Origin of the sequence: Kocuria sp. HMSC066H03 (assembly GCF_001812045.1) — a bacterium.
GTDB lineage: Bacteria > Actinomycetota > Actinomycetes > Actinomycetales > Micrococcaceae > Kocuria > Kocuria rhizophila.
The window spans coordinates 165,978-190,357 of the sequence record NZ_KV807503.1 but is presented as its reverse complement, the minus strand read 5'-3'; the positions used below and the strand labels follow the sequence as shown (position 1 = coordinate 190,357).

Annotated in this window: 17 protein-coding genes; 9 read left to right on the top strand and 8 right to left on the bottom strand. The window is 72.0% G+C overall.

All coding sequences use genetic code 11. The annotated features are described in order from the left end of the window. Positions 1–53: 53 nt before the first annotated feature. Entirely contained in the window at positions 54–3,839 is a 3,786-nt protein-coding gene (gene mfd, locus HMPREF2833_RS00795) for a transcription-repair coupling factor (RefSeq protein ID WP_070636254.1), read from the bottom strand. Between the two features lie 231 nt (positions 3,840–4,070). On the opposite strand from mfd, the gene HMPREF2833_RS00790 reads away from it, so the two are divergent. Further along, entirely contained in the window at positions 4,071–4,910 is an 840-nt protein-coding gene (locus HMPREF2833_RS00790) for a uroporphyrinogen-III synthase (protein WP_070636252.1), read from the top strand. Here HMPREF2833_RS00790 and HMPREF2833_RS00785 read toward each other — a convergent pair. After that, positions 4,883–5,680, bottom strand: coding sequence for a sirohydrochlorin chelatase (locus tag HMPREF2833_RS00785; RefSeq protein WP_070636250.1), 798 nt, complete (start codon positions 5,678–5,680; stop codon positions 4,883–4,885). The genes HMPREF2833_RS00790 and HMPREF2833_RS00785 overlap by 28 nt on opposite strands. 64 nt (positions 5,681–5,744) lie before the next feature. Beyond that, positions 5,745–6,782 carry a glycosyltransferase family 2 protein gene (locus tag HMPREF2833_RS00780; RefSeq protein ID WP_070636248.1) on the bottom strand — a complete coding sequence of 346 codons (1,038 nt, stop codon included), beginning with the start codon at positions 6,780–6,782 and terminating at the stop codon, positions 5,745–5,747. Between the two features lie 241 nt (positions 6,783–7,023). Here HMPREF2833_RS00780 and HMPREF2833_RS00775 point away from each other — a divergent pair, with 241 nt between their 5' ends. The 4 genes from HMPREF2833_RS00775 to HMPREF2833_RS00760 all read left to right on the top strand — a co-directional run bounded on the left by HMPREF2833_RS00775 (position 7,024) and on the right by HMPREF2833_RS00760 (position 11,409). Then, positions 7,024–7,704 (top strand): YveK family protein, encoded by a 681-nt coding sequence (locus tag HMPREF2833_RS00775; RefSeq protein ID WP_070636246.1) that lies wholly within the window; start codon positions 7,024–7,026, stop codon positions 7,702–7,704. Then, positions 7,694–8,878, top strand: coding sequence for a glycosyltransferase (locus tag HMPREF2833_RS00770; RefSeq protein WP_223246114.1), 1,185 nt, complete (start codon positions 7,694–7,696; stop codon positions 8,876–8,878). The genes HMPREF2833_RS00775 and HMPREF2833_RS00770 overlap by 11 nt, the downstream gene beginning before the upstream one ends. Beyond that, on the top strand, positions 8,875–10,254 hold the full coding sequence (locus HMPREF2833_RS00765; RefSeq protein WP_070636242.1) for a hypothetical protein: 1,380 nt from the start codon (positions 8,875–8,877) through the stop codon (positions 10,252–10,254). The genes HMPREF2833_RS00770 and HMPREF2833_RS00765 overlap by 4 nt, the downstream gene beginning before the upstream one ends. 69 nt (positions 10,255–10,323) lie before the next feature. Next, positions 10,324–11,409, top strand: coding sequence for a glycosyltransferase (locus tag HMPREF2833_RS00760; RefSeq protein WP_070636241.1), 1,086 nt, complete (start codon positions 10,324–10,326; stop codon positions 11,407–11,409). Here HMPREF2833_RS00760 and HMPREF2833_RS00755 read toward each other — a convergent pair. Genes HMPREF2833_RS00755 through HMPREF2833_RS00745 form a run of 3 tightly spaced genes read right to left on the bottom strand, consistent with a single transcriptional unit; the run spans position 11,382 to position 16,111 of the window. After that, complete coding sequence (locus HMPREF2833_RS00755) at positions 11,382–12,914, bottom strand: lipopolysaccharide biosynthesis protein (protein ID WP_070636239.1); 1,533 nt, start codon at positions 12,912–12,914, stop codon at positions 11,382–11,384. The genes HMPREF2833_RS00760 and HMPREF2833_RS00755 overlap by 28 nt on opposite strands. 7 nt (positions 12,915–12,921) lie before the next feature. Further along, entirely contained in the window at positions 12,922–14,781 is a 1,860-nt protein-coding gene (locus tag HMPREF2833_RS00750; protein WP_070636237.1) for an alpha/beta fold hydrolase, read from the bottom strand. 37 nt (positions 14,782–14,818) lie between these two features. Then, positions 14,819–16,111 carry a glycosyltransferase gene (locus HMPREF2833_RS00745; RefSeq protein WP_246829052.1) on the bottom strand — a complete coding sequence of 431 codons (1,293 nt, stop codon included), beginning with the start codon at positions 16,109–16,111 and terminating at the stop codon, positions 14,819–14,821. Between the two features lie 502 nt (positions 16,112–16,613). On the opposite strand from HMPREF2833_RS00745, the gene HMPREF2833_RS00740 reads away from it, so the two are divergent. Further along, a complete protein-coding gene (locus HMPREF2833_RS00740; RefSeq protein ID WP_070636234.1) occupies positions 16,614–17,114 on the top strand; it encodes a DUF2505 domain-containing protein in 501 nt (166 codons plus the stop codon). Between the two features lie 112 nt (positions 17,115–17,226). Further along, positions 17,227–18,522, top strand: coding sequence for a Na+/H+ antiporter NhaA (nhaA, locus tag HMPREF2833_RS00735; RefSeq protein WP_019310133.1), 1,296 nt, complete (start codon positions 17,227–17,229; stop codon positions 18,520–18,522). A gap of 120 nt (positions 18,523–18,642) precedes the next feature. On the opposite strand, the gene pth is transcribed toward nhaA, so the two are convergent. Together pth and HMPREF2833_RS00725 are read right to left on the bottom strand one after the other, a co-directional pair. Next, on the bottom strand, positions 18,643–19,230 hold the full coding sequence (gene pth, locus HMPREF2833_RS00730) for an aminoacyl-tRNA hydrolase (protein ID WP_039102231.1): 588 nt from the start codon (positions 19,228–19,230) through the stop codon (positions 18,643–18,645). Between the two features lie 247 nt (positions 19,231–19,477). Then, on the bottom strand, positions 19,478–20,113 hold the full coding sequence (locus HMPREF2833_RS00725; protein ID WP_070636232.1) for a 50S ribosomal protein L25/general stress protein Ctc: 636 nt from the start codon (positions 20,111–20,113) through the stop codon (positions 19,478–19,480). A 722-nt stretch (positions 20,114–20,835) separates the two neighbouring features. Here HMPREF2833_RS00725 and HMPREF2833_RS00720 point away from each other — a divergent pair. Both HMPREF2833_RS00720 and HMPREF2833_RS00715 read left to right on the top strand, forming a co-directional pair. Continuing rightward, positions 20,836–22,314 carry a sugar transferase gene (locus HMPREF2833_RS00720; protein ID WP_070636230.1) on the top strand — a complete coding sequence of 493 codons (1,479 nt, stop codon included), beginning with the start codon at positions 20,836–20,838 and terminating at the stop codon, positions 22,312–22,314. A gap of 334 nt (positions 22,315–22,648) precedes the next feature. Beyond that, positions 22,649–24,307: a GH25 family lysozyme gene (locus tag HMPREF2833_RS00715; RefSeq protein ID WP_070636228.1), complete on the top strand. Its 1,659-nt coding sequence runs from the start codon at positions 22,649–22,651 to the stop codon at positions 24,305–24,307. Positions 24,308–24,380 lie beyond the last annotated feature (73 nt).

Below are 24,380 nucleotides of genomic sequence, written 5' to 3'. Positions count from 1 at the left end.
GAACGGAGGACGCGCGCAGCCGATGGGTCGCGGGGCCGACGTCCCCGGGGCCGCTACCCCGCGGCGTCGTCCGTGCCCGCAGTGGCGTCCGTGCCCGCGGCGGCGGGGTCGAGCACCGGGAAGATCGCGTCCAGCACCTCGCGGGCCCACGCGAGAATGTCCCCGTCCACGAGGTCCTTGCCGCCGATCCGCGCGGTCTTGGGCTTGGGGATCAGCACCATGCGCTCCTCCGTGCCCGGCACCGGACGGATCTGCGCTCCCGGGTAGAGGCGCGTGAGGCGCATCTCGCGGGACTCGCTGAGCTCGGCGGGTGAGAACCGGACCATGGTGCCCTGCGTGGCCACGTCCGTGAGGCCCGCGGCGCGCGCCCGGATCCGCAACCGGGCGACCTCCAGCAGGTTCTGCACCGGCGTGGGCAGGGGCCCGTAGCGGTCCTTCAGCTCGTTGCCCGCCTCCGCGACGGCGTCCTCCGTGGCGGCGTTCGCGATGGTGCGGTAGGCCTCCAGACGCAGCCGTTCCCCGGGCACGTAGTCGTGCGGGAGGTGGGCGTTGACGGGCAGCTCGATCTTCATCTCCGCGGGCCCGGTGTCCTGGTCCCCGCGGTACTCCGCCACGGCCTCGCCCACGAGGCGCAGGTACATGTCGAAGCCCACGCCCGCGATGTGCCCGGACTGCTCACCGCCCAGCAGGTTGCCCGCGCCGCGGATCTCGAGGTCCTTCATGGCCAGCTGCATGCCCGAGCCCAGCTCGTTGTGCGCCGCCACGGCCTTGAGCCGCTCCAGAGCGGTCTCGCTCAGGGGCTTCTCCGCGGGGTACAGGAAATAGGCGTAGGCGCGCTCGCGCCCGCGCCCCACACGGCCGCGCAGCTGGTGCAGCTGGGAGAGCCCGTAGCGGTCCGCGTGGTCCACGATCAGTGTGTTGGCATTGGCGATGTCCAGACCGGTCTCCACGATGGTGGTGCACACCAGCACGTCGAACTTCTTCTCCCAGAAGTCCACGATGATCTGCTCCAGGCGGGACTCGGTCATCTGCCCGTGGGCCACCGCGATCCGCGCCTCGGGCACGAGCTCCGCGAGCTCCTTGGCCTGCGCCTCGATCGTGGACACGCGGTTGTGGATGAAGAACACCTGGCCCTCGCGCATGAGCTCGCGCCGGATGGCCGCGGAGACCTGCTTGTTCGTGTAGGGGCCCACGTACGTGAGCACGGGGTGGCGCTCCTCGGGCGGGGTGGCCAGCGTGGAGGTCTCGCGGATGCCCGTCATGGACATCTCCAGGGTGCGCGGGATGGGCGTGGCGGACATGGCCAGCACGTCCACGTCCGTGCGCATGGCCTTGAGCTTCTCCTTGTGCTCCACGCCGAAGCGCTGCTCCTCGTCGATGATCACGAGGCCCAGGTTCTTGAACTGCATCTCCTTGCTCAGCAGCCGGTGGGTGCCGATCACCACGTCCACCGCGCCGCTGCGCAGCCCCTCCATGGTGGCCTTGGACTCCTTGGCCGTCTGGAATCGCGAGAGCGTGGCCAGGCGCACGGGGAAGCCCGAGAACCGCTCGGCGAACGTCTCGGAGTGCTGCTGGGCAAGCAGCGTGGTGGGCACGAGCACCGCCACCTGCTTGCCGTCCTGCACGGCCTTGAACGCGGCGCGCACCGCCACCTCGGTCTTGCCGTAGCCCACGTCCCCGGAGATCAGCCGGTCCATGGGGATGGGCCGCTCCATGTCCGCCTTGACCTCGTCGATGGTGGTGAGCTGGTCCGGGGTCTCGATGTACGGGAACGCCTGCTCCAGCTCGCGCTGCCACGGGGTGTCCGGGCCGAAGGCGTGGCCCTTGGACGCCATGCGCGCCGAGTACAGCCGGATCAGCTCGTTGGCGATCTCCTTGACGGCCTTCTTGGCGCTGCGCTTGGTCTTGTTCCAGTCCGCCCCGCCCATCTTGGACAGCGACGGCGCCTCCCCGCCCACGTAGGAGCTCACCTGGTCGAGCTGGTCCGTGGGCACGAACAGCCGGTCCTTGGGCCCGTTGCGCTTGGACGCCGCGTACTCCAGCACGAGGTACTCGCGCACGGGCTTCGGCTGGCCGGGAGCGGTCATGGCGCCCGCGATGGGCCGCTGCACGAGCTCGATGAACTGCCCGATGCCGTGCTGCTCGTGCACCACGTAGTCGCCCTTCTGCAGGGCCAGGGGGTCCACCTGGTTGCGCTTGCGGCGCTGCGGGAGCTTGCGCTCGGCGCGGTTGTCGTAGGTGCTGGAGCGGCCCAGCACGTCCGCCTCGGTGAGCAGCGCGATCCGCTGCGCCTCGAGCACGAAGCCACGCCCGGCGCGAGCGGTGGTCAGCTCCACGAGGCCGGGCTGGGGAGCGTCGTCGATGCTGTCGTGGCGGGCGGCGGGGACGTCCGCCCCGTGCAGCAGCTCGCTCAGCCGCTGCAGGGGTCCGGGGCCGTCCGTGACCAGCACGATGCGCCAGTCCTCGCGCGCCCGCTCCCCCAGGAAGGACAGCACGGCCGGCACATCCCCCGAGAACCGGGTGGGTTCGCGCGCGGTCACGGTGAGGGTGTCCGCGTCCGTGTCTGCGAGGTGGACCTCCTCGTCGGAGGTGTCCGCGCTGATCTCGGAGGTGGTCACGGCGTTGACGTTCAGCCCGGTCACGGCCCACCAGCCCACCGAGCGCTCCAGGGCGAGCTCGCGTACCTCGGCGATCGTGTGGAACGAGCCGGAGGAGAGGGTGCGGGCGGCGTCGTCGTCCGTGTCCAGCGCCGCGTTGATGTCCAGGGGCGCGTCGCTGCCGCCCGAGGCGGAGTCCCACGCGGCCATGAGGAACTCCTCGTTGGTGGCCACGAGGTCGTGGGCGCGCGCCCGGACCTTCTCGGGCTCGAGCACCACGGTCATGGAGCCCCCGGGCAGCAGGGACAGCACCTGCACCATCTCGTCCGCGAGCAGCGGGGCCAGGGACTCCATGCCCTCCACGTACTGCCCACCGGCGATGCGCTCGAGCATCTCCCGCCCGCCGGGCAGCTGGTCCTTGAGCTTGGCCGCGCGGGACTGCACGGACGGGGTGATGAGCAGCTCGCGGCACGGCGGGGCCACGATCACCGGGGGGTGCTCGGCAGTGGTGAGGGTGCGCTGGTCCGCCACCGCGAACCAGCGCATCTCGTCCAGCTCGTCCCCGAAGAACTCCGCGCGCACGGGGTGGTCCTCGGTGGGCGGGAACACGTCGATGATCCCGCCGCGCACCGCGAACTCCCCGCGCCGGGTGACCATGTCCACGCGCGAGTAGGCGGCACCGGCCAGCTCCGCCACGAGCTGCTGGAAGTCGTAGTCCTGCCCGGTGCGCAGCGTCACGGGCTCCATCTGCCCGAGCCCCGCGACCACGGGCTGCAGCACCGAGCGCACCGGCGCCACGACCACGCGCAGCGGCTGCTCGGAGGGGTCGGTGCGCTCCAGTCGGCGCAGCACGCTCAGCCGCTGCCCCACGGTGTCCGAGCGGGGGGACAGCCGCTCGTGCGGCAGGGTTTCCCAGGACGGGAAGTTCGCGATCTGCTCACTCGGCAGGTAGGAGCCCAGCGCGGCCTGCAGCTCTTCGGACTCACGGCCCGTGGCGGTCACGGCCAGCAGCACCGGGGCGTGGGCCCCCGCGGCGGAGGCGCCGGAGCTCCCGGGAGCCGACGCCGCGGCGTCGTCCGCGAGACCCGCGGCGATCTGCGCGAGCACGGGGGCGCGCAGTCCGTCCGTGGCGCTGATGATCGTCTCCGGGGAGCGCTCCGCGAGCGGGCGCGCGGCCTGGGTGCGGATGTTCGCGAAGCTGCGGTCCTCGGTGAGCGCGGTGAGCAGACCGGTCAGGGACATGAGTGGCGGGCTCCTGGTGTGTGGGGCGGGTGGCGCGGCGGCGCGCGGTCTGACCCGGCGCGGGGCACGACGACGCCGGGCGGGGCCTGGCCCCGACCCTCGCCGTGGTGCACGGGCCGGGCGGATCGCGCCCCAGCCTACTCGGGGCCTCGGACACCGCGGGCGCCGGGCCGGGACCGCGGAGGCCCGAGGGGTGCGTGCGGCGTCGGCGTCCCCTCCTACCCTGGGAGCATGACGAGCCCCGAGCACCCCGCCCTGACCGGACTGACCGTGGCGGTCACCGCCCACCGCCGCGCCTCGGAGCAGGGCGGGGCGTTCGAACGCCATGGCGCGCGGGTGCGCTACGCGCCGGCCCTGAAGCTCACGCCCGCGGACGAGGACGACGGCGTGCTGGCCGCCACCCGGGACCTGATCGCCTCCGCCCCGGGCACCGTGCTGGTCACCACGGGCTACGGGCTCAAGCGCTGGCTCGCCGTGGCACAGGAGCACGGACTGGGCGAGGAGCTGCTCGCGGCGCTGCGGGCCTCCACCGTGCTCTCACGCGGGGCGAAGGCCACGGGGCAGCTGCGGGCGAGCGGAATCCCGTGCGCGTACACGGGCTCCTCGGGACGCACCGCGGAGCTCGTGGACCGGCTGCTCGCCGGGGATCCCGCACCCCGCGGCACCGTGACGGTGCAGGTGCACGGCACCCCGGACGAGGAGCAGCTGGACCGGTTGCGCGCCGCGGGTCTGCCCGTGCGCACCGTGGCACCGTACCGGTGGGACTCCGCCGACGAGGGCTCACGGCTCGCCGCACTCGTGCGGGACGCGGTCGTGGGGCGCGTGGACTACGTGACCTTCACGGCAGCCCCGGCCGTGGACGCGGTCTTCGACGCCGCCCGCGCCCTCGGCGTGCTCGAGGACCTCCAGCGGGCCCTGCGGGACGGGCGCTGCACCGCCGTGGCCATCGGGCCCGTGTGCGTGCAGCCGCTCGAGGAGGCCGGAATCCCCGCTGTGGTCCCGGAGCGCTTCCGGCTCGGGGCCATGGTCAGGGCCGTGTGCGATCACGCCTTGGAGGCGGCCTCCCGGTAGTGCTCGAGCACCAGCTCCACGAGCTCCGGGGGCACCTCGCCGGGGTGCACGAGCAGCGGTTCGGCCGTGACGTCCGCTCCCGCGGCGAGCGCCCGGCCGTGGAAGAACCCGGGGGCCAGCAGGTACGGGACCAGCAGCACGCGCCCAGGACGCGCGGGAGCGGCATCCGTGCGGGGCGACCCTGCGGCGTCGTCCCCCGGGTTTGCACGGCCACGGGCCGCCGCGAGCGCATCGGGCAGGGACGGGCGGGCCGCGGAGAGGTAGGCCGAGGACACGGGGTGGCCGAGCACCTCGGAGAGCATGGCCGCCACCCGTTCGCAGTCCTGACCGGCGCGGGGGTCGGAGGAGCCTGCGGAGACCATCACGATCTCGTCGACCGGTTCCGGGGCCGCTTCCCCAGCGGCGTCGAGTGCCTCGGCCAGCCGGCGGGCCAGCACGCGCGCGAGCCGGTGGTCGGGTCCGAGGGCCGCGGCCACCCTGTGGTGCGGTGAGCCCTGCACGGCCCGGGCCATGTCCACGAACACGTGGTAGCCCGCGGACAGCAGCAACGGAACGACCACGGCGCGCTGCCCGGCGTGCTCGGCGGTGCGCGCCACGAGGTCCGGCTCCTGGACGTCCACCCACGTGTCCACCACGCGGACTCCCGGAAGCCGTTCGCGCACCGCGGCCACGAGGGCCGCGACCGCCTGCTGCCCACCGGGATCACGGGTCCCGTGGGCGCACGCGAGAAGGACGGGCGGGGTGTTCGACGAGGTGCTCACCCTGTCCATTGTGGGGCCCCGCTCCGTTGCGTGCGGCCGGGCACCGCACGAGGGGTCTGCTGCCACACGCCGGTCAGCGCCGCATGGCGTCCGTGTACCCCACGCTGCGGTCCACGGCCCGCTGGCGACGCACGAGCCACCGCATCCCGCCCGGGACGCGGGCGATCTTCGCCTTGAGCACCACGCGTCGCTGGCTCGGCATCATCTGCGCGGCCGTCTCCAGGTGACGCCGCGCGTCTGCCGCACGGCCCTCGCGCAGGGCCTGCTCCGCCTCCGACGCCGCCGCGAGCGGGGATCCGTTGCGCAGGCGGGTGAGCAGCTTCTCGCGTTCCTCGGGGCTGAGCTGCTGCTCGAAGCGGGCCAGCGTCTTGCGCAGCGCCATCTCCTCGCCCGCCGCCATGCGGTCACGCTGGGACTGCATGGAGCCCCCGGACCACGAGAGGATCACGGTGACCTCGTCCACGCGGTCGAAGCGCCACCCGGAGTAGACGGCCCGCAGCCACAGCTCCCAGTCCTCCACGAAGACCTGCTCCGGGTCGAACACCCCCACCTCGCGGAAGAACTCCCGGGGGAACAGCCCGAAGAGGTGGCCGATGTTGTACTCCAGGATCACGCTGCGCTGCTCGTCCGGCGCCGGCATGGCCTCGCGGTACACCACACGCTCCGCGTTGATCCCGGAGGGTGTGCACTGCCACGCGTTGGTGTAGACCACGGTGCGCTCCCGCCCGGGCTCCTCCCCCAGCTGCCGGTAGCGGCGCAGCATTGTCTCCAGGTGGTGGGGCAGCAGCTCGTCGTCCGCGTCCAGGAACGTCACGAACTCGCCCCGCACCTGCTCCAGCGCCCGGTTGCGGGCCGCCCCGCACCCGGCGTTCTCCTGCCGCAGCACGCGCACGCGGCGTCCCGGGCGGTCCACCGCCTGGTACCCCGCGAGGACCTCCGGCGTGCGGTCGGTGGAGCCGTCGTCCACCACGAACACCTCGATGTTCGAGTGGGTCTGGCGCAGCACGCTGCTGATGGCCTGCCCCACCAGGTCCTGGCCGTTGTACACCGCGATCACCACGCTCACGAGCGGTTCCGCCGCGGCTGCCGCCCCCGCGCCCTGGTCCGTCATCTCTCCCCCGTCGATCGTCCCGTGCGGCCGCTGGCACGGCCACCCGGACAAGTCTAGGAACGCGGCCGGGCCCTCCTCCCGCGAATCCGTCCACACTATGGGGCACGTTTGTCCCGAACACACCGTTTCCGGGGATCGCGGTCCGTGATCCTGGCTAGAGTTCTGGTGCACGAACGAGGGGATCAGGGGACCGTCGTGTGCCCGGCGGCTCTCGCCGGGTGCGGGTTCCAGGGGGAGAGACATGAATTTGAGTCAGTACGTCCGTTGCCTGCGGCAGCTGTGGCCACTCGTGGTGCTCGCCACGGTGCTGGGAGCGCTCGCGGGCGTCGTCGCCGCGATCGTGGTGCCCAGCTCCTACGAGTCCCAGGCACAGGTGTTCGTGAACGTGGCCAACCCGCGGTCGGTCACGGACCTGCAGATGGGCGAGCAGTTCGCCGTGGCCCGCGCCGGCTCCTACGCGCAGGTGGCCACCACCAGCTCCGTGGTGCAGCCCGTGGTGGACCGGCTCCACCTGGAGGAAACTCCCGCGGAGCTCGTCGAGAAGGACCTCGTAGCCACCAACCAGCCGAACACGGCCATGATCACCATCACCGCCACGTCCTCCTCCGCGCAGGGCGCCGCAGACCTCGCCCAGGCCACCGCGGAAAGCCTCGTGACCGTGAGCCAGGAGCTCGAGACCATCCCGCCGTCCCAGGACGGCGCCCAGCCCGCCACCGTCAAGCTCAACGTGGTGCAGAAGGCCGCTCCGCCCGAGGGGCAGGCGGGGCCGTCCCTGGCCATCAACACCGCCCTCGGCACGCTCGTGGGACTCGTCGTGGGTCTGCTCCTCGTTCTGCTGCGCGGTCACCGGACCACCTCGGAGCGTGCCACCACCGAGCGCGCCAGCCGCCGTGCCCACGCCGCCGCGGACCATGAGCACTGAGCGCGGCGTGAGCGCCGAGCCCGCCCCGACCACGGGGCCCCGCGACGTCGTCGTGGTGTGCCCCACCGAGTACGGCGGCCAGCTGGAGCACGCCGCGGACCTCGCGCTCGCGCTGTGCGCGGACGAGGGCGTGGCCACCGTGCAGCTCGTGTCCCGGCCGGGCGCACGCGACTACCTGGGGTGGGGCGAGGACCACCCGGTGCGGATCGTGGAGACCGTCCCGCCGCGACGCACCCGGGTGCCGGGCTCGGCTGCAGGGAAGGCGCTGCGCGCCGGTCTGCAGGTGTGGGACCTCGTCCGGGAGCACCTCGCGGTGCGCGCAGCGGCGGGACGGGTGGGCCGCACCGCCGTGCTCGCCCTGGACTCCACCAAGTACCCGCTGCCGGGTGTGCTGCGAGCACACCGGGACCAGCGCACCGCGGTGTTCGTGCACAACGCCCAGCCGCACTTCGACCTGGACTCCGCCTCCCCGCGCGAGCGCTTCCTGCTGTGGCTGGACCGTTCGTGCGCGCGGCACGCGGACCGGGTGGTCACCCACGGCGCCGAGCAGGCCCAGATCGTGCGCGGGTGCACGAGCCGCCCCGTGGCGGCCGTGGACCTGCCGGTGTCCTCCCGACTGGATCCGGAGCCCGCCCAGAGCGCGAAGCTCCCCGCCGAGCCGTTCGCCCTGTGCATCGGGGAGATGCGGGCCAACAAGGGCATCGAGCTGGCCATCCGCGCCGCCGGGGACGCGGGGGTGCCGCTGCTGGTGCGCGGCGCCGCCGAGACCCCCGAGCTGGGCCGCGAGCTGACGCGCCTCGCCGCCGACCACCCCAGCGTGGACCTCGAGGACCGCTTCCTCAGCCGTGAGGAGTTCGCGGCGCTCGTGCAGCAGGCCGCGGTGATCGTGCTGCCCTACACGCACTTCGACGCGCACTCCGGTGTGCTGGCCAAGGCCGTGGGTGCGGGCACCCCGGTGGTCGCCTCGGACCTGCCCTCCCTGCGCGCGCAGGCCCGCGGCTACGACCGCTTCACCGCCGCCGACGTGCGCGACACCCGGGCGTTCGGCGCCACCCTGCGCGCGGTGTACGACGACGCCGCCACGCCACGGCGCGACCGCCGCGCCGTCTCCGGCCGGGACCACGCCGACTGGCAGCCCACGGTGGCCGCGGTGCTGGGAACCTGGACCTCATGAGCACGGCCGTCCTCCCCGTCCCGGGAGCCGGATCGCGCGGGACCGCACGCCGGGGCCTGACCACCGCCGCAAACCGCACGGACGGCTCGGTCCACGGCACGGCCCTGGACCGTGCCCTGTCGGGGGCGCTGATCGTGCTCTCCGCCCTGCCCTACGCCGCGGTGCCGCTGGGGTCCAACACCAACCTCCCGCTGTCCAGCGTGGTCTGCGTGGCGCTCATCCTGCGCTGCACCCGCCACATGCCCGTGATGTGGACCGCTCTGCTGGTGGGCGCGGTGCCGTTCCTGGCCTCGTTCGTGCGGATGTTCCTCACGCCGCAGCCCCTGCTGGTCTCGGGCTCCTTCACGTGGCTGGTCTACACACTCCCCGTAGCCGGAGCTGCGGCGGCCACCCTCTTCCTGGGTTCCCGGGCCATCGCGTGGCTGAGCTGGACCATCCTGCTCAGTGCCGCGTACACACTCGTGCAGAAGTACGTGTTCTTCGACCTCTTCGACACCATTCCACTCGAGAGCCTCTACAGCCTGCCCGGCTACGCGAACGTCTCCGAGTTCAGCGAGACGTTCATCATGTACGTGCGCCGGCCCTTCGGGCTCTTCCCGGAGACCTCCTTCATGGTGGGCACGCTGTCCCTCATGGCCATGGCCCTCGTGGTGGTCGTGCGCCACCACGGGCGCAGGATGACGCCGCGGGACGTCGTGGCCATGGCCCTCGTGCTGTGGGCCGTGGCGATCTCCGGATCAGGTGCCGCCGTGGTGGTGCTGGGAGTCGTGCTGATCGCCGCGATCGCGCCCTACGCCGTGCGCCGGGCATGGGCCGCCGTGCTGCTGGTGCCCCTGGGTCTCGCCGGCGCCGTCTACGTGGGCCTGGACGTCCTGCGGGACCGCCGCGAGTCCTTCAACTGGTCCTGGGCGGACCGCGGGTCCTCGATCATCGCCTCCGTGCGCTACCTGTTCTCGGACCCCACCGCGTTCCTGTGGGGTGTGGGGCGCGGCCGCTCCAACGAGCTGTTCCTCACGGGCCGCATACCCCTGGGCGATCTGCAGCACTACAACCCGCTGCCAGACATCTACTCCGTGATCGGCCGCGTGGTGCTCGAGAGCGGGATGCTCTTCGGCCTGGCGCTCATCATCTTCCTGACCGTCCTGTGCCTGCGCTCCGGGGGCCGCAATCCCCTGTGGCTCGGCGCGTGCACCCTGGTGGTGTGGTTCGTGGTGGCCGGCGGCACCACCAGCTACGACTCCGCCTTCTGGGTGTGGGGTGTGGCCGGGGTGTGCCTCGGCCTGGAACTCTCGCGTGCCCGGGTCCCGGACGAGTCCGGGTCTCCGGTGGCAACCGGGCGTCCCGCACCACTCACCGCACACCAGACCACTCGCTGACCACCTGACCCGCTGGCCGGCGCGCCGCGCCCGCCCTCCCGTCCACCGCTCTGCAGAAAGGCCCGCCCCGTGCGAGTTCTCCACATCGTCAACGACGCCGAGACCGGCGGCGCGCAGACCCTCATCGAGCAGCTGCTGCTGAGCCGTGAGGCCGGGGACGAGGCGCACCTGCTGGTGCTGCTCTCCCCCGGGGCGCTGTCCCCTCGCCTCGAGGCCGCGGCCACGAGCACCACCTACGCGGGGATGAGCCGCCGTGACGTGCTCCCCGTGGCGGCCGTGCGGGCCGTGCGGACTCTCGTGAAGCGGCACGGGATCGACGTGGTGCACTCCCACCTGCAGCAGTCCGACCTGGTCAACGCGCTCACCCCCCACGGGGCAGTACGGGTGTCCACGCTGCACTCCAGCCTGGACCAGGCCTCGAGCCGCGTGGCGGGGATCGTGTGGCGCATCGCCGCGAAACTGTCCTCACGCTTCGACGCGGTGGTGGCGTGCTCACCGTCCGCGCGGGACTTCGCAGTGGAGTTCGGCTACCGCTTCCCGGGCGAGCAGATCCGGATCGTGCACAACGGCTCCGTGACCGCCGCGGAGCCCGCCCCGGAGCCGTCGGGAGATCCGCTGCTGCTGCACCTGGGCCGCCACGCGCCGTCCAAGGACCACCCCACGCTCTTCGCGGCCTTCGCGGGGGTGCTGCAGCGCCACCCCCGCGCCCGGCTGGTCTGCGCGGGTCACCGCGTGGATCCCGAGAACACGGAGCTCACCCGAGAGCTGGAACGGCTGGGCATCGACCACGCCGTGACCCTGCGCGGCTCGGTGTCCGACGTGCGCGGGCTGATCCGCTCCGCGCACGCCATGGTGTTCTCCAGCAACCACGAGGCCCTGCCCATGGCGGGCATCGAGGCCCTGGGGGAAGGACTCCCCGTGGTCACCACGGACACGGGGGACGCACGGCTGCTGGCCGTGGAGCCGTGGGCCGTGGTGCCCATGTCCGATCCCGCGTCCTTGGCGGACTCCGTGTGCCGGCTGCTGGAACTGGGCCCCGGGCAGCGCCACGAGCTGCGTCGTCGCAGCTGGGAGCTGGCCCGGGACGAGTTCGACATCCGCGGCGCCGCCCGGCGCTACCGCGAGCTCTACGAAGAGCTGACCGCGGAGTCCTGAACGACCTCCCGCTGGGCCACGTTGAGCTCGTGGTCCCGGCGGCGGATCCGGCGGAACGCCGCCAGGAACACCAGACCGAGCGCCACCGCGCACACCGCGATGGAGAGGACGTCCGGGAGCACGCGCCCCAGCACGGCGAACACGACGGCGCCCACCCCGGCGGCGAGCACCATGAGCGCCCAGATGCGGAGGTTCTCCGCCTTCACACCGCTGGGCTCGGCACGTTCGCTGAAGTGCAGCTGCACGGGCACCGCGAGCGCCAGGGGCACCACGGAGGCCGCCATCACGATCTCCAGGTTGTCCGTCCGGGCCGCGAGCCACACCGCGGGCAGGGTGACCACCAGCACGGCGAGGCTGATGAGGGAGGCCACGAGCGGGCTGCCCCGCAGGGTCATGACCAGGGTGGGCACCTGACCCAGTGACTCGGCGAGCACACCCACGACCACCACGGCCAGGGCCGGTGCCGCGAACGCCATCTTGGAGCCGAGCCACACGGTCAGCAGCTCCGTGGGGATCGCCAGCAGCGGGATGCTGATCATGAGCCCCACCAGCAGGGACACCGTCATGGCCACGCGGATGTGCTCCGCGGCCTCGGAACCACGGGCCCGTTTGATGGGGTAGGCGAACGGCATGGCGATCCAGCTGACCACCAGACGAGCGCTCTGGCTCACGCGCATGAGCGCGCCGAACGCGGTGGCGGCCTGCAGCCCGAGGGTGGGACCCACCACGAACAGCGGCAGCTGGTACACGCCCAGCAGGGACAGCGAGCCGATGGACAGGACGGAGGACATCCGCAGCAGCGGTCGGCCCTGCTCCCGCCACGCCCCGGGCAGCGGACGCGCCAGTCCGAAGCGGCGCAGCACGGCGATGAAGCACACGACCGGCGGCAGCAGCAGCGAGAGGCACTCCACGAGCACCAGGGCGATCAGTCCCCCCTGGAGGGGGATGAGCAGGACGTATCCCGCGGCTCGTCCCAGGATGGACACCACGGCGGCCTTGCGCTCGATGTCCGGGCGGTTCAGCGCCCACAGCACCGAGTTGCACGCACGGCCCAGCACGGACACGAACAGCGTGATCCCGGCCGCGACCACCATGGGCACCACGGCGTGGCGGTCCCGCTCGGGGACGGCCACGGTTCCCAGGTACAGCGGGAACACCACGAAGTACAGGGTGGTGAGCACCACGGCGAGCACCAGGAACACTCCCACCGACACCGCCACGAAGCTCTCCCGGCGGCGCCGGTGGGCGGCGTCGTCGGGCAGGTCCGCGAGGGTGCGCACGATGCCCGTGCCCAGGCCGAAGTCGGACATTGTGAGCAGCTGGATCGCGCTGAACGCGATGACCCACAGGCCGTAGGACTCGGCCCCCACGATCGCGATGGCGAAGGGGTAGAGCAGGAGCAGCCCGAAGACGCTCGTGAATCCCGAGATGTAGTTCCACAGGATGTTGGCTCCCACGCGGGACGTGTCCGTCCGGGGCGCGGGGGCGGCGGGGGTGTCTGGCATGACGGTGCTACTGGACCTTCCACTGGGCGAAGACCTCGTCGAGCTGACGAGCGATCAGGTTGCGTGCGGTGCGCGAGAGCACCGAGTGGTCCACGTGCGGCACGAAGTGCTCGTGAATGTCCCGGCCGCGCCGTTGCAGCCGGGTCACCGCCCGGTCCGCCATGGTCTCCCGGTAGCGGGGTTCGTCGTCCGGACCCACCAGCAGGGTCACGGACCGGTTGTGGCTCGCCCGCTCCAGCACGTGGTCCGGGATCGACGCCGCCGGGCTGCGGGCCATCAGGTTCCACACCGGTTCCGGCGTGTGGTGGCGCAGGGCGAGGGATCCCGCCTGCTTGGCGTCCCCCAGCCGGTCCGTGGCCCAGACCCGCGCACCGCTCAGGGCCGTGCGGGCCCGCTCCGGCACCGTGGGAGCCGCAGCGCGCTCGGCGCCGTGCGGGGCCGACGCCGCGCGGCCCGGTTCGGTCCGCCCGTCCCCGCGCCTGCTGCCCGGGTGCGGTCCGGACGCCTCCGCGGGCCGGGCCGCGGTCTTGGCGCGCAGCTTGGCGTCCCCGTCGTAGCTCAGCCGCAGCTCGTCGAAGAACTTCTGGTTCATGCGCCACTCGTTCTGGCTGACGAGGACCATGGACGTTGCGGCGATCCCCGCGGGTTCCCGCGCGGCACGCAGGGCGGCCCACGCACCGGAGCACAGCACCGTGGCCACCACGTCCGTGTGGAAGTGGTCCGCGAGCCACTGGGCCTGCTCCCGCAGCGCCTGCGCGTTGAGGTACCGGTACGGGTTGGGGTCCCGGTCCGACCACAGCAGGACACGGTCCCCCGCACCGTCCCGGTCCGCCCGCAGGCTCACCACGCCCTGCCCCGCGAGCCGCCGGGCGGTCTCGGACCACAGGGTGGAGCCGTCGCGCGGCTCGGAGGCCCCGGGGGCGAAGAACGTCGTGGGCTTGCCCGGCCACGGTGCCACCGCAGCGGCCTCGTCCTGCACGGGCCCGGTCAGCACCCCGGGGTAGCCCTGGGGATCCACCACCACGATCTCCTCGGCGCACAGCTCACCGCTGGGAGCCCGGAACACGTTGCGCTGCGGTCCCCTGCCCCCGCAGACGGAATCCACCAGCTGCGGGCGGGGCAGCCGCCACAGCAGCTCCTCAAGCACGTCGTAGTGCACCCGCACGTCCAGGGACTCCACGCCGTACATCACCTTGGCGCGGGGCTGGTCCTGCTCGCGGTGGATCTCCACGTTGCCGGGCAGCTCCGGGAGCTTGCGCGGGTCCGTGAGGGTGGACAGCTGCCGCGCCTGCTCGTCCGTGAGCCACAGGCCCATGAGGTCCACCCCTTCCCCCACGGGGATCTCGGGGAGCGTGGCCCGGCGCAGCCGCGCCCACTGCTTGACGAACACGGCGCCGCTCACGGGTTCCCACGCGAGCACCCGGTCGAAGTGCTCCGCACAGCGCGTGAGCAGCCCCGCCCCCACCCGGTAGCCGATGCCGAACACGGGCAGGTCCTCGATGCCGCACACCTCGCGGGCCTGGCGGGTGGCGTCCAGGATGTTGCGCTCCCACTCGGCGAGCAGGTCCTCCTCCGGGGACAGCGCGTGGGAGTCCCCCACGCCCCGGTAGCTCACGCGCGCCACGCAGTATCCTGCCCCCGTGAGCAGCATCGCGAGCTGGCGCAGCGGCCGGTAGGCCTGCACGTGCTCCCGACCCACGGGCGGGGCGATCACCACCAGTCCCCGCGTGCGTCCGTTCTCGGGTGTGTGCAGCCACGTGAAGGTGGCGCGCTCTCCCGCGCCCGTCCACATCCCCGCGCCCCGCACCCCTGCGGGTGCGGTGGGTCGGCTGTCCACCTCTGGTGCTCGTGCCTCGATGACGGTCATGGTCTTCTCCCCCGGTCTCTCCCCTGTGATGCGCTGTTCACGCGTCCGTGTGCTCCGCGAGCGGGACGCTGATCCCGTAGATCTCGCCGAGCCTGCGGCGCTGCACCGCGTAGCAGTTCTCCCACAGCGCCTTGCGCGCCCACGCCGAGACCTCGTCCCGCGCCCGCTCGTCCGTGATCTCCGCCCAGCGCCGTGCCACGTCCTCCGGGGTGTCCACGACGACGGGCAGCCCCGCGTCGTCGAACACCCGGATCCGGCGCACGACCACCGGGATGTCGCTGAGCGCGGCCTCAAGCACGGTGATGGGGAAGCCCTCCCAGCGCGCCGTGTGCAGGTAGACGTCCGCGCGCTGCAGGTGCTCGCGCACCTCGTGGTGCCCCACCCAGCCCGTGACCTCCACGCCGTGCTCCCGCAGGAGCTGCTCGACGTCCGCGTCCCCGCCGCCGATCCACAGCGGGGCCACGCGGTGCCCGGCCGCACGGATGGCCTCAACGGCCTGCACGAAGAACACCGGGTCCTTCTGCGCGGCAAGGCGCCCGGCTCCCGCGACCACGAGCGGCGCTCCCGGCTCCGGTCGGCGCCTGGGACCCCCGTGCGGGTGCGCGATGTTGGGCACGTACACCGTGTGCGGTGAGATGGGTCCCCAGTGCGCCACGTTGTTCTCGGCCTTGGAGCAGCCCGCGAGCACGTCCGTGCGTGCCGCGAGCGCGCCCTCCAGGACCCAGTAGCCCAGCCTGGTGAGGCGGGAGCGGTCCAGGCGGGAGAAGGACCACGCGTGCGGCGTGTACACCTGCTTGATCCGGGACAGCGAGACGTCCAGGTACTTGTTGCTCGTGAGCTCCCGCAGGGCACTGTCCAGCGGGGCCGGCACGGCGCGCGTGCGGCGTCGTCCCGTGCCCTGCTCCCGCGGTTCTGCGAGCCCCGCGGGAACCTGGTCCTGGCCCGACGGCGCGAGGTCCGCGTGCGAGAGCAGGTCCCCGTGGCGCTCGGCGCGCGTGGTGGGCGCCGCGGGCGCGTTCAGCGGCGAGAGCGTGTCGATGCGGCGGCGCGGCAGGTGGCCCACGGCCAGGCGGGCGTAGACCCCCGCGTAGCTCGAGTGGGAGTGGATCACGTCCGGCTTGACCTCACGGATGGCCCAGCGCGTGGCCTTGATGTTCGCCAGGTGCCCCCCGGGCAGCGTGCGCACCGAGGTGAAGTCGCCGTCCCACTGCGCCTCGAGGTTCACGGCCTCGGGCCGCAGGTGGCACAGCAGGTGGTGCTCGCACTCCGGCGTGGCGCGGGCGTAGTCGCGCACCGCGGCCGCCACGCCGCCGCCGAAGGCCTCGACCACGTGGAGCACCACGGGGTGGCCGCCCCGCGGCCCGGGGACGTCCCGTGGCGCCGGTCCGGGCGCCACGGTCGCCGACGTCGCCGCGGTGCCCGGCGACGCGCCGTGACCCGCTGAACGCGGATGCTGCAGAAACATTCAACCCCCCATGGCTGCGCGTCCGCGCGGAGGTCGCGGGGTGCGGTCAGGTGCGCGCGTGCTTGCGCGCCGTGCGGGATCCCCACCCCGCCGTTCGGCCGCCGCGTCCAGAACCCCCGGGACGGCCGGAGATCAGTCTAGAGAGGCGGACACCCTGCCAGTTGCCGTCAGGAGCCAGTTTCCTGCCCGCTCTTTGGCGGACACCCCGGCACCGCCCCTGATCCTGCGGCGGTCACGGGGGTGGCTCCCCCTGGCCCGGGCCGAGGGCGGCGCCCCGCCCTCCCGCCGTTAGGATGGACGGAAGCACCCGCGCCGGTCACCACGGGCGCGGAACCGACGAACCGCTACCGATCCCGCAAGGAGCACCATGTCCGTCAATGCATCCACCACCATCAAGGCCCCCGTGGACACCGTCCTTAAGACCTTCGTGGACGAGGCGTTCGTGCGCCACGTGACCGAGCTCGGGGGCGCGCATTTCGAATCCTTCGAGGTCAACGGCGACACCTCCACCGCGTTCACCGCGACCACCGTGCGCAGCATGGGTTCGGACAAGCTGCCGGACGCCGTCAAGAAGTTCGTGAAGAACGGCGTGAAGTTCACCCAGGTGGACACCTACGACGCCCCCGCCGCGGACGGTTCCCGCACCGTGCGCACCGAGATCAAGGCCTCCGGCCTGCCCGTGGGCGCCACCGCCCAGCAGCAGGTCAAGCCCCTGGGCGAGCAGGAGACCTCCGTGGACGTCACCGGTGAGGTCCAGGCCAACATCCCGCTGGTCGGCAAGAAGATCGCCGCCACGGCCGAGCCCTACATCGGCAAGGCCCTGACCCTGCAGGCCCGCCAGGCCGAGGCGTGGATCGCCCAGCACTGACACCAGCAACGCCCCGGACGGCCGGACGGCACCCCGCGTGCCGCCCGGCCGTCCCCCATCCGACACGACAGTCGCGGACCAACCACGGTGCGCGCGTTGGGAGATCCTCGTAGTGAGCACGGACACGCAAACGGCCCCGGAATCCGGGGGACGCATCACCACATTCCTCCGCAAGGACACCACGGGCGGGCTCCTCCTGCTGATCGCCATGGTCCTGGCCATCGTGGTGGCCAACTCCCCGTGGAGCGAGGCCTACTTCGGGCTCCGGGACGCCGAGGTGGGCCCGGGAGAGGTGGCCGGGCTGCAGCACACCGTGGGGCACTGGGCCTCGGACGGGCTGCTCGCCATCTTCTTCTTCCTCACCGGTCTGGAGCTCAAGGCCGAGTTCGTGGACGGGGAGCTGCACAACCTGCGCAAGGCCATCCTGCCCGTGGTGGCCGCCGTGGGCGGCGTGGCGGTTCCGGCGCTGATCTTCCTGGGCATCAACCTGGCCTCGGGCGGTGACCCCACGGCGCTGCACGGCTGGGCCATCCCCACGGCCACGGACATCGCCTTCGCGGTCTCGGTGCTCGCGGTCGTGGGATCGTCCCTGCCGGTGGCCATGCGCACGTTCCTGCTGACCCTGGCCGTGGTGGACGACCTCATCGCGATCGCCATCATCGCCTTCGTCTACACGGAGAGCGTGGAGTTCGGGTTCCTGGCCGGTGCCGCCGTCATGCTGGGCCTGTTCTGGTTCCTCACCCACAAGTACATGGGCTGGTTCATGGCGCAGCACTGGGCGGCGTGGGTCATCCTGCTGCCGATCGGTGTGATCACGTGGTGGCTCGTGTACGAGTCCGGGATCCACGCCACGATCGCCGGTGTGCTGCTGGGCTTCATGGTTCCCGTGCTGAAGCAGGAGCCGCGCATCATCCGCCAGGAGGACCCCCGCATGGGCCTGGCTCCCGCCCTGGAGTACCGGTTCCGGCCGCTGTCCAACGGGCTGGTCATCCCGGTGTTCGCGTTCTTCTCCGCGGGCGTGGCCGTGGGCGGCTGGGAGGGCATCACCGCCGCCGCCACGGACCCCGTGGCCCTGGGCATCGTGGCCGGTCTGCTGATCGGCAAGCCCGTGGGCATCTTCGGAGCCGCGTGGCTCATGGACCGGTTCACCTCTGCGGAGAAGGACCGGGACTACACGTGGTTCGACATGCTGGGCATGTCCGTGGTGGCCGGCATCGGCTTCACGGTGTCCCTGCTGGTCGCGGAGCTGAGCTTCGGAGAGGGCAGCCCGCACAGCGACCACGCCAAGGTGGGCATCCTGTGCGGCTCGCTGCTGGCCGCGATCGTGGGTGCCGCGCTGATCGCCCCGCGCAACCGCAAGTACAAGGCCATGCGGGCCGCCGGTCACGATCCCGACACCCTGGACTGAGTCGACGACGCCGCACGCGCCCCACCACGAGCAGCGCCCCTTTCCGTGTGGAAAGGGGCGCTGCTCGTGTTCGTCCCCTCCGTCGCGCAGCCGCTGGTCCGAGGGGTGGGACCCGTCTGGTCAGGCGGGGTTGCGCGGGTGGACGTGCTGCTGGGTGGCGGTGAGCCCCTGCTCCGTGAGCATCTCCACGGCGTCCGCGGCCTCGGACACCAGCAGCGGCAGCTCCTTGGCCTCCGCGCCGGAGAACTTCTTGAGCACGTAGTCCGCGGTGTCCATGCGTCCGGGCGGGCGGCCCACACCCACGCGCACGCGCACGTAGTCCTTGCCGCCCATGGCCTTGGTGATGTCCCGCAGCCCGTTGTGGCCGCCCTCCCCGCCGCCGCGCTTGAGCTTGACGGCCCCGAAGGGGAGGTCGATGTCGTCGTGCACCACCACGAGATCCTCGAGCCCCAGCGAGTAGTACCCGGCCAGTGCGCTCACGGGTCCGCCGGAGAGGTTCATGTAGCTCAGCGGCTGGGCCAGCACGAGCCTCGGGGCGCCCGGGCGCAACCGCGTCTCGGCCACCGCGGCGCGCGCCCTGTGCGCCGACAGCCGTGCGCCTGCCCGCGCCGAGAGCTCCGCGACCACCATGGCGCCGATGTTGTGCCGCGTGCCCGCGTAGCGCTCACCCGGATTTCCCAGTCCCACCACCAGGGTGCGATCGCCCATGTCCTGCTCCTCACTCGTCGTGACTCTCGTGCCGTGCGCAATCCCGCGCCCCGTCCCCCAGCATTCCGGAACCTGCCTGGCACCGGGGCCCTCGGCGCCCCCGGGAACTCCCCGAGGACTGTACGTCCGGGCTGGCCGGCGCGCTCCTCGGTGCCCGGAACACAGAACGGCGGCGGGCGCCCATGGCACCCGCCGCCGTTCCGAGACCGCGTCGCGTCCGCCTGCGGGCGCGACCTGGGACCGGTCCTTACTCGCTGTCCTCGGAGGACTCCTCGGACTCGCCCTCGGACTGCTCGCCCTCGGTCTCCTCGTCCTCGGTCTCGGGCTCCTCGCCCAGGTCCTGCTCGATCGGCTCGGAGACGTTGACGACCAGGAGGTCGGGGTCGGACACGAGCGTGACATTGCCGGGCAGGGTGACGTCCTTGGCGTAGACGTGCTCGCCGGCCTCGAGGTCCGCGATGTCCACCTCGAGGTACTCGGGAACCTTCAGGGCGTCGGCCTCGACCACGAGGACGTTCTCCTCCACGTTGTGGATGGCGGTCGGTGCGACCTCGCCCTCCACGTGCACGGGGATCTCGACCTCGACGCGCTCGCCGCGGCGCACGGTCAGCAGGTCGATGTGGAGGATCTCGGGACGCACGGCGTGGCGCTGGACCTCCTTGATCATGGCCAGGTGGCCCTCGCCGTCCACGTTGATCTCCAGCACGGCGTTGGAGTTGCGGGAGGCCAGCATCATCTCGTGGCCCGGCAGGATCACGTGCAGCGGCTCGGCGCCGTGGCCGTAGATCACGGCGGGGATCTGGTCGTTGGCGCGCACGCGGCGGGCGTAGCCCTTGCCGAAGTCGGTGCGCAGAGTTGCGGGAATGGTGATGACATCCACCATGATGGTGCTCCTTCGATCGTTGGTCTGGTTGGTCACCGTCAGACCGTCCGCGCGCTCGCGGTGCGGGTGGCACCGGACGTTCGGGCGGTCTGCGACCGACGTGGTGCGGCACTCCGCCCACCGCCCGGGAAGTCTGCACCGGGTGCGGCGGATCGAAAGGATCCACAGGCCGTCGTCGATAACGGGGCGCGCACGCCCCCTCGCCTTGGCAACCCGCACAGGATACCACGGGCGCCGCGGGCCGGCGGGGATCACGACGCCGCCCGCGCGGGGCGGGGCGCGCCTCACGGGCGCCGTTCGCCCACCCCCGTTACCCGCTCCCCCAGGACGAATCCGCCCGAGGACGCATCCACCCGAGGACGCCCCCGCCCCGGGGCTCGCGCACTCAGGGGCGGGATCCGGGCCCCGCCCGGAAAGCGGTCGGGGTGTGCACCCGTGGTGGGGACAACGCGTTCGCCGACGCCACCAGGGCGGGTGACAACTGACCCCCATCCGGTCCACGGCCCGCCGCGATCCTTCGCGGTCCGTGTCCCCACATCAGCCCCGAATCATGTCATTGCGGGGTATTTGACCAGGTGAGGGGGTATATTCAGGTGTTAGCGGGCGTAAATCTCGGGGGAGATGAACACCGTGTGCTGGGGCCGCCTCACATCGGACCAGCACCGAGCGAGCGCGTGGGGCGTCTCGCCGTCGAACGGTTTTTGGGGGAAGGTTCGTCGACCGTGTTCCAGAAGGCAAGCCACAAGCACGAGCATCTGTCCTGGCGTGAGAGCTACCAGCGCGAGCTGAGGGTCTACGACGCCGTCGCACTCGTCATCGCCCTGGCCGCGGCCCAGGCACTGCGGTTCGGGCGGCTCCAGGGGCTGCTGCAGCTGGACGAGCTGCCCATCCCCTACTGGCTGGTGGGCGTCCTGCTCGGGCTCGGCTGGTGGGTGTGGCTCGAGTTGAGGGGCACCCGCGGGGTGCGTCTGATCGGCAACGGGGCCGAAGAGGCCAAGCAGGTGGTCACGGCGTCGCTCACACTCTTCGCCGCGATCGCCATCGCGTCCTACGCCTTCAACGTGCCCACCGCGCGCGGGTACATCCTGATCGCCCTGCCCGTGGGCACGCTCACCCTGCTCGGGGGGCGCATGTGGACCCGCCGCCAGCTCATGCGCCGGCGCTCCCGGGGGCTCAACATGTCCCGCACCATGGTGGTGGGCCGCTTTCCGGGCGCCGTGGAGCTCGTGGGCGAGCTGCAGAGCCGCCCGGACGCGGGCTTCGACCCCGTGGTGGTCTACATGCCCACGTCGCACCACAAGCTGCCCGATTCCCTGGCGTCCGTCCGCCTGCCCGAGAACGCACTGGCGTCCGAGGAACGTCCGAGCGTGCAGGGGATCATGAGGGCCTGCCGCGAGCACGACGTGGAGACCCTGGTGATGGCGGCCGCGGTGCCGCTCAGCACCACGGAGATCCGCCACCTCGGCTGGGCCCTCGCGGACGAGCGCATCCGCCTGGTCATGAACACCGGTCTCACGGACGTGGCCGGTCCCCGCATCCACACTCAGCAGCTGGCCGGGCTTCCCCTGATCCACGTGGCCACGCCGCGGTTCACACGGGCCAAGAAGATCGTGAAGCGGTGCATCGACATCGCGGGCTCGCTCACCGCGCTGATCCTGCTCTTCCCCGTGATGCTCGTGCTGGGCATCCTGGTCAAGGCGCACGACGGCGGTCCGGCGTTCTTCGCGCAGGAGCGGGTGGGGATCGACGGCACCCGGTTCAAGATGCTCAAGTTCCGTTCCATGTACACCGATGCCGAGGAGCGCAAGGCCGCCCTGCTCGCGGCCAACGAGTCCGACGGCGGTGTGCTCTTCAAGATGAAGGACGATCCCCGGGTGACCAAGCCGGGCAAGTGGATGCGCCGGTACAGCCTGGACGAGCTGCCCCAGTTCATCAACGTGCTCAACGGCTCCATGTCCCTGGTGGGCCCCCGGCCCCCGCTCGCCAGCGAGGTGGACAAGTACGAGCAGCACGTCTACCGCAGACTCCGGGTCCGCCCCGGCATCACCGGCCTGTGGCAGGTGTCCGGGCGTTCCAACCTGGACTGGAACCAGACCGTCCGCCTGGACCTCTACTACGTGGAGAACTGGTCCCCCGTGCAGGACATGGTCATCATGCTGCGCACCGTGCGCGCCGTCTTCGCCTCCGACGGCGCCTACTGAGCAGCACTCCCGGACGGGCTGGGGAACGGGGCGGCCAGGAGCGCAGCGGCCGGGTACGGGCACCTCGACCACTCCGCTCGGGAGGGCGCCGGCGGTCAGGAGCAACCGGGTACGGGGCACCTCGACCAGTCCGCTCAAGCGGGCGCCGTCGGGGGCCAGCCGTCACCTCGGGGCCACGGGATGGTCACGCACCCGTCATCTCCGCGTCGCCCGAACCCGGGCGTGAGATCCCTCGAATTCCTGTGTGAACCTCTACACTTTCTAGTGCGTTCCCCCAGGTTGCTCGCCTTCCCCCCTGCCGAGCGGCTCCCCCTCATGCAGTAAGGCCAGGCCTATGACCTCCCCCCGCACATCAGTGCTGCCCGCCGCCGTGACCGCCGCCGCGCTGATCGTCACCAGCTTCCTCCCGGCCTCCGCGGCCGAGGACCCGCACCAGAACCTCAACCCGGACAAGGGCGACGTGGTCTCGGTCGAGACGGAGGAGCTGGAGACGGTGGTGCAGGATCCCCAGCTGCCCGCCGCCCCGCCGAAGACCGGGGACAAGAACCCCGGGGCCACCATGGGCCAGAAGATGAAGACCATGGAGGACACCACCAAGCTGTCCCCCGCCTCGGAGAAGGAGCTCGAGAAGGTCGAGAAGGCCGTGCTGGGAAGCGGCCCTGCGGCGTCGACCTCCCCGTCCGGCGCGAGCACCCCGAGCAGCGGCGCCACCGGGACCAAGGCACCGCAGGCAGCGGACACCGGCGTGGGCCCCGCGGGTTCCATGTCGCTCGTGATCCAGCAGAACTCCTGGCGTCCGGCCGGGATCGCCGGGATGGACGTCTCCGGCTGGCAGCCCGCGGTCAACTGGAGCGCGGAGTACGCCAACGGCGCGCGCTTCGCCTACGTCAAGGCCACCGAGGGCATCGGCTACCGTTCCGAGGCGTTCAACGACCAGTACACCGGTTCCTACGCCGTGGGCATGAACCGCGGCGCCTACCACTTCGCGCTGCCCAGCCAGACCTCGGGCGCCGCGCAGGCCGACTTCTTCATCAGCAACGGCGGCGGCTGGTCCGCGGACGGCCGGACCCTGCCGGGGCTGCTGGACATCGAGTACAACCCGTACGCCTCGCTGGGCAACACGTGCTACGACATGTCCCCCGCCCAGATGAACTCGTGGATCCAGTCCTTCTCCGACCGCTACAAGCAGCGCACGGGACGACTGCCCGCCATCTACACCACCGCCGACTGGTGGAGCACCTGCACCGGCAACACCGCGCAGTTCAACAACCACCCGCTGCACCTCGCGTCCTACGGGGTCACCAGTCCCGGCTACATGCCCAACGGCTGGTCCCGCTACGACCTGTGGCAGTTCTCGGACAGCGGCCCGTTCTCCGGTGACTCCAACGTGTACGGCGGCTCGTGGCAGCAGTTCCAGTCCCTGGCCTCGTCCGCGAACTACCAGCCCCTGGGCGGGCGTCCGTCCGGCTACACGGTGAGCGGCGGCATCGGCGCGGTGTACAAGAAGACCGGCGGTGCCGCCACGTGGGGCCAGCCCGTCTCCAACGAGCGCAACGCGGGGTACGGCGGGAAGTACCAGCAGTTCTCCCGCAACGGCGTGATCAGCACCGCCTACTGGCACCCCGGCAGCGGGGCCCACATGCTGCGAAACAAGTCCAGCATCGGCGCCAAGTTCCTGGGTGCCGGCAGCGAGTACGGCTACGGCTTCCCCTCGACCGAGGAGCGGCCCCTCCCCGGTGGCGCCTACCAGGTGTTCCGCGCTCCGAACGGCCGGACCACCAAGGTCATGTGGACCCCCCGAAACGGCTCGCACGCCATCAAGGAACAGGGCGCGATCGGCAAGCGCTGGGCCCAGGGCGGCATGGAGCGCGGCATGGGCTTCCCCACCACTGACGAGTACCGCCGCGGGGACGAGATCCGCCAGACATTCTCCAAGGGCTACATGATCGGCTACAACACCAAGACCGGGCACGTGCGGGTCCTCAAGATCTGAGCCCCGGATCCCCCTGCACACCCGTCCGACGGCGGCCCGGAGCACCGGGCCGCCGTTGCCGTGTCCGCCGGGC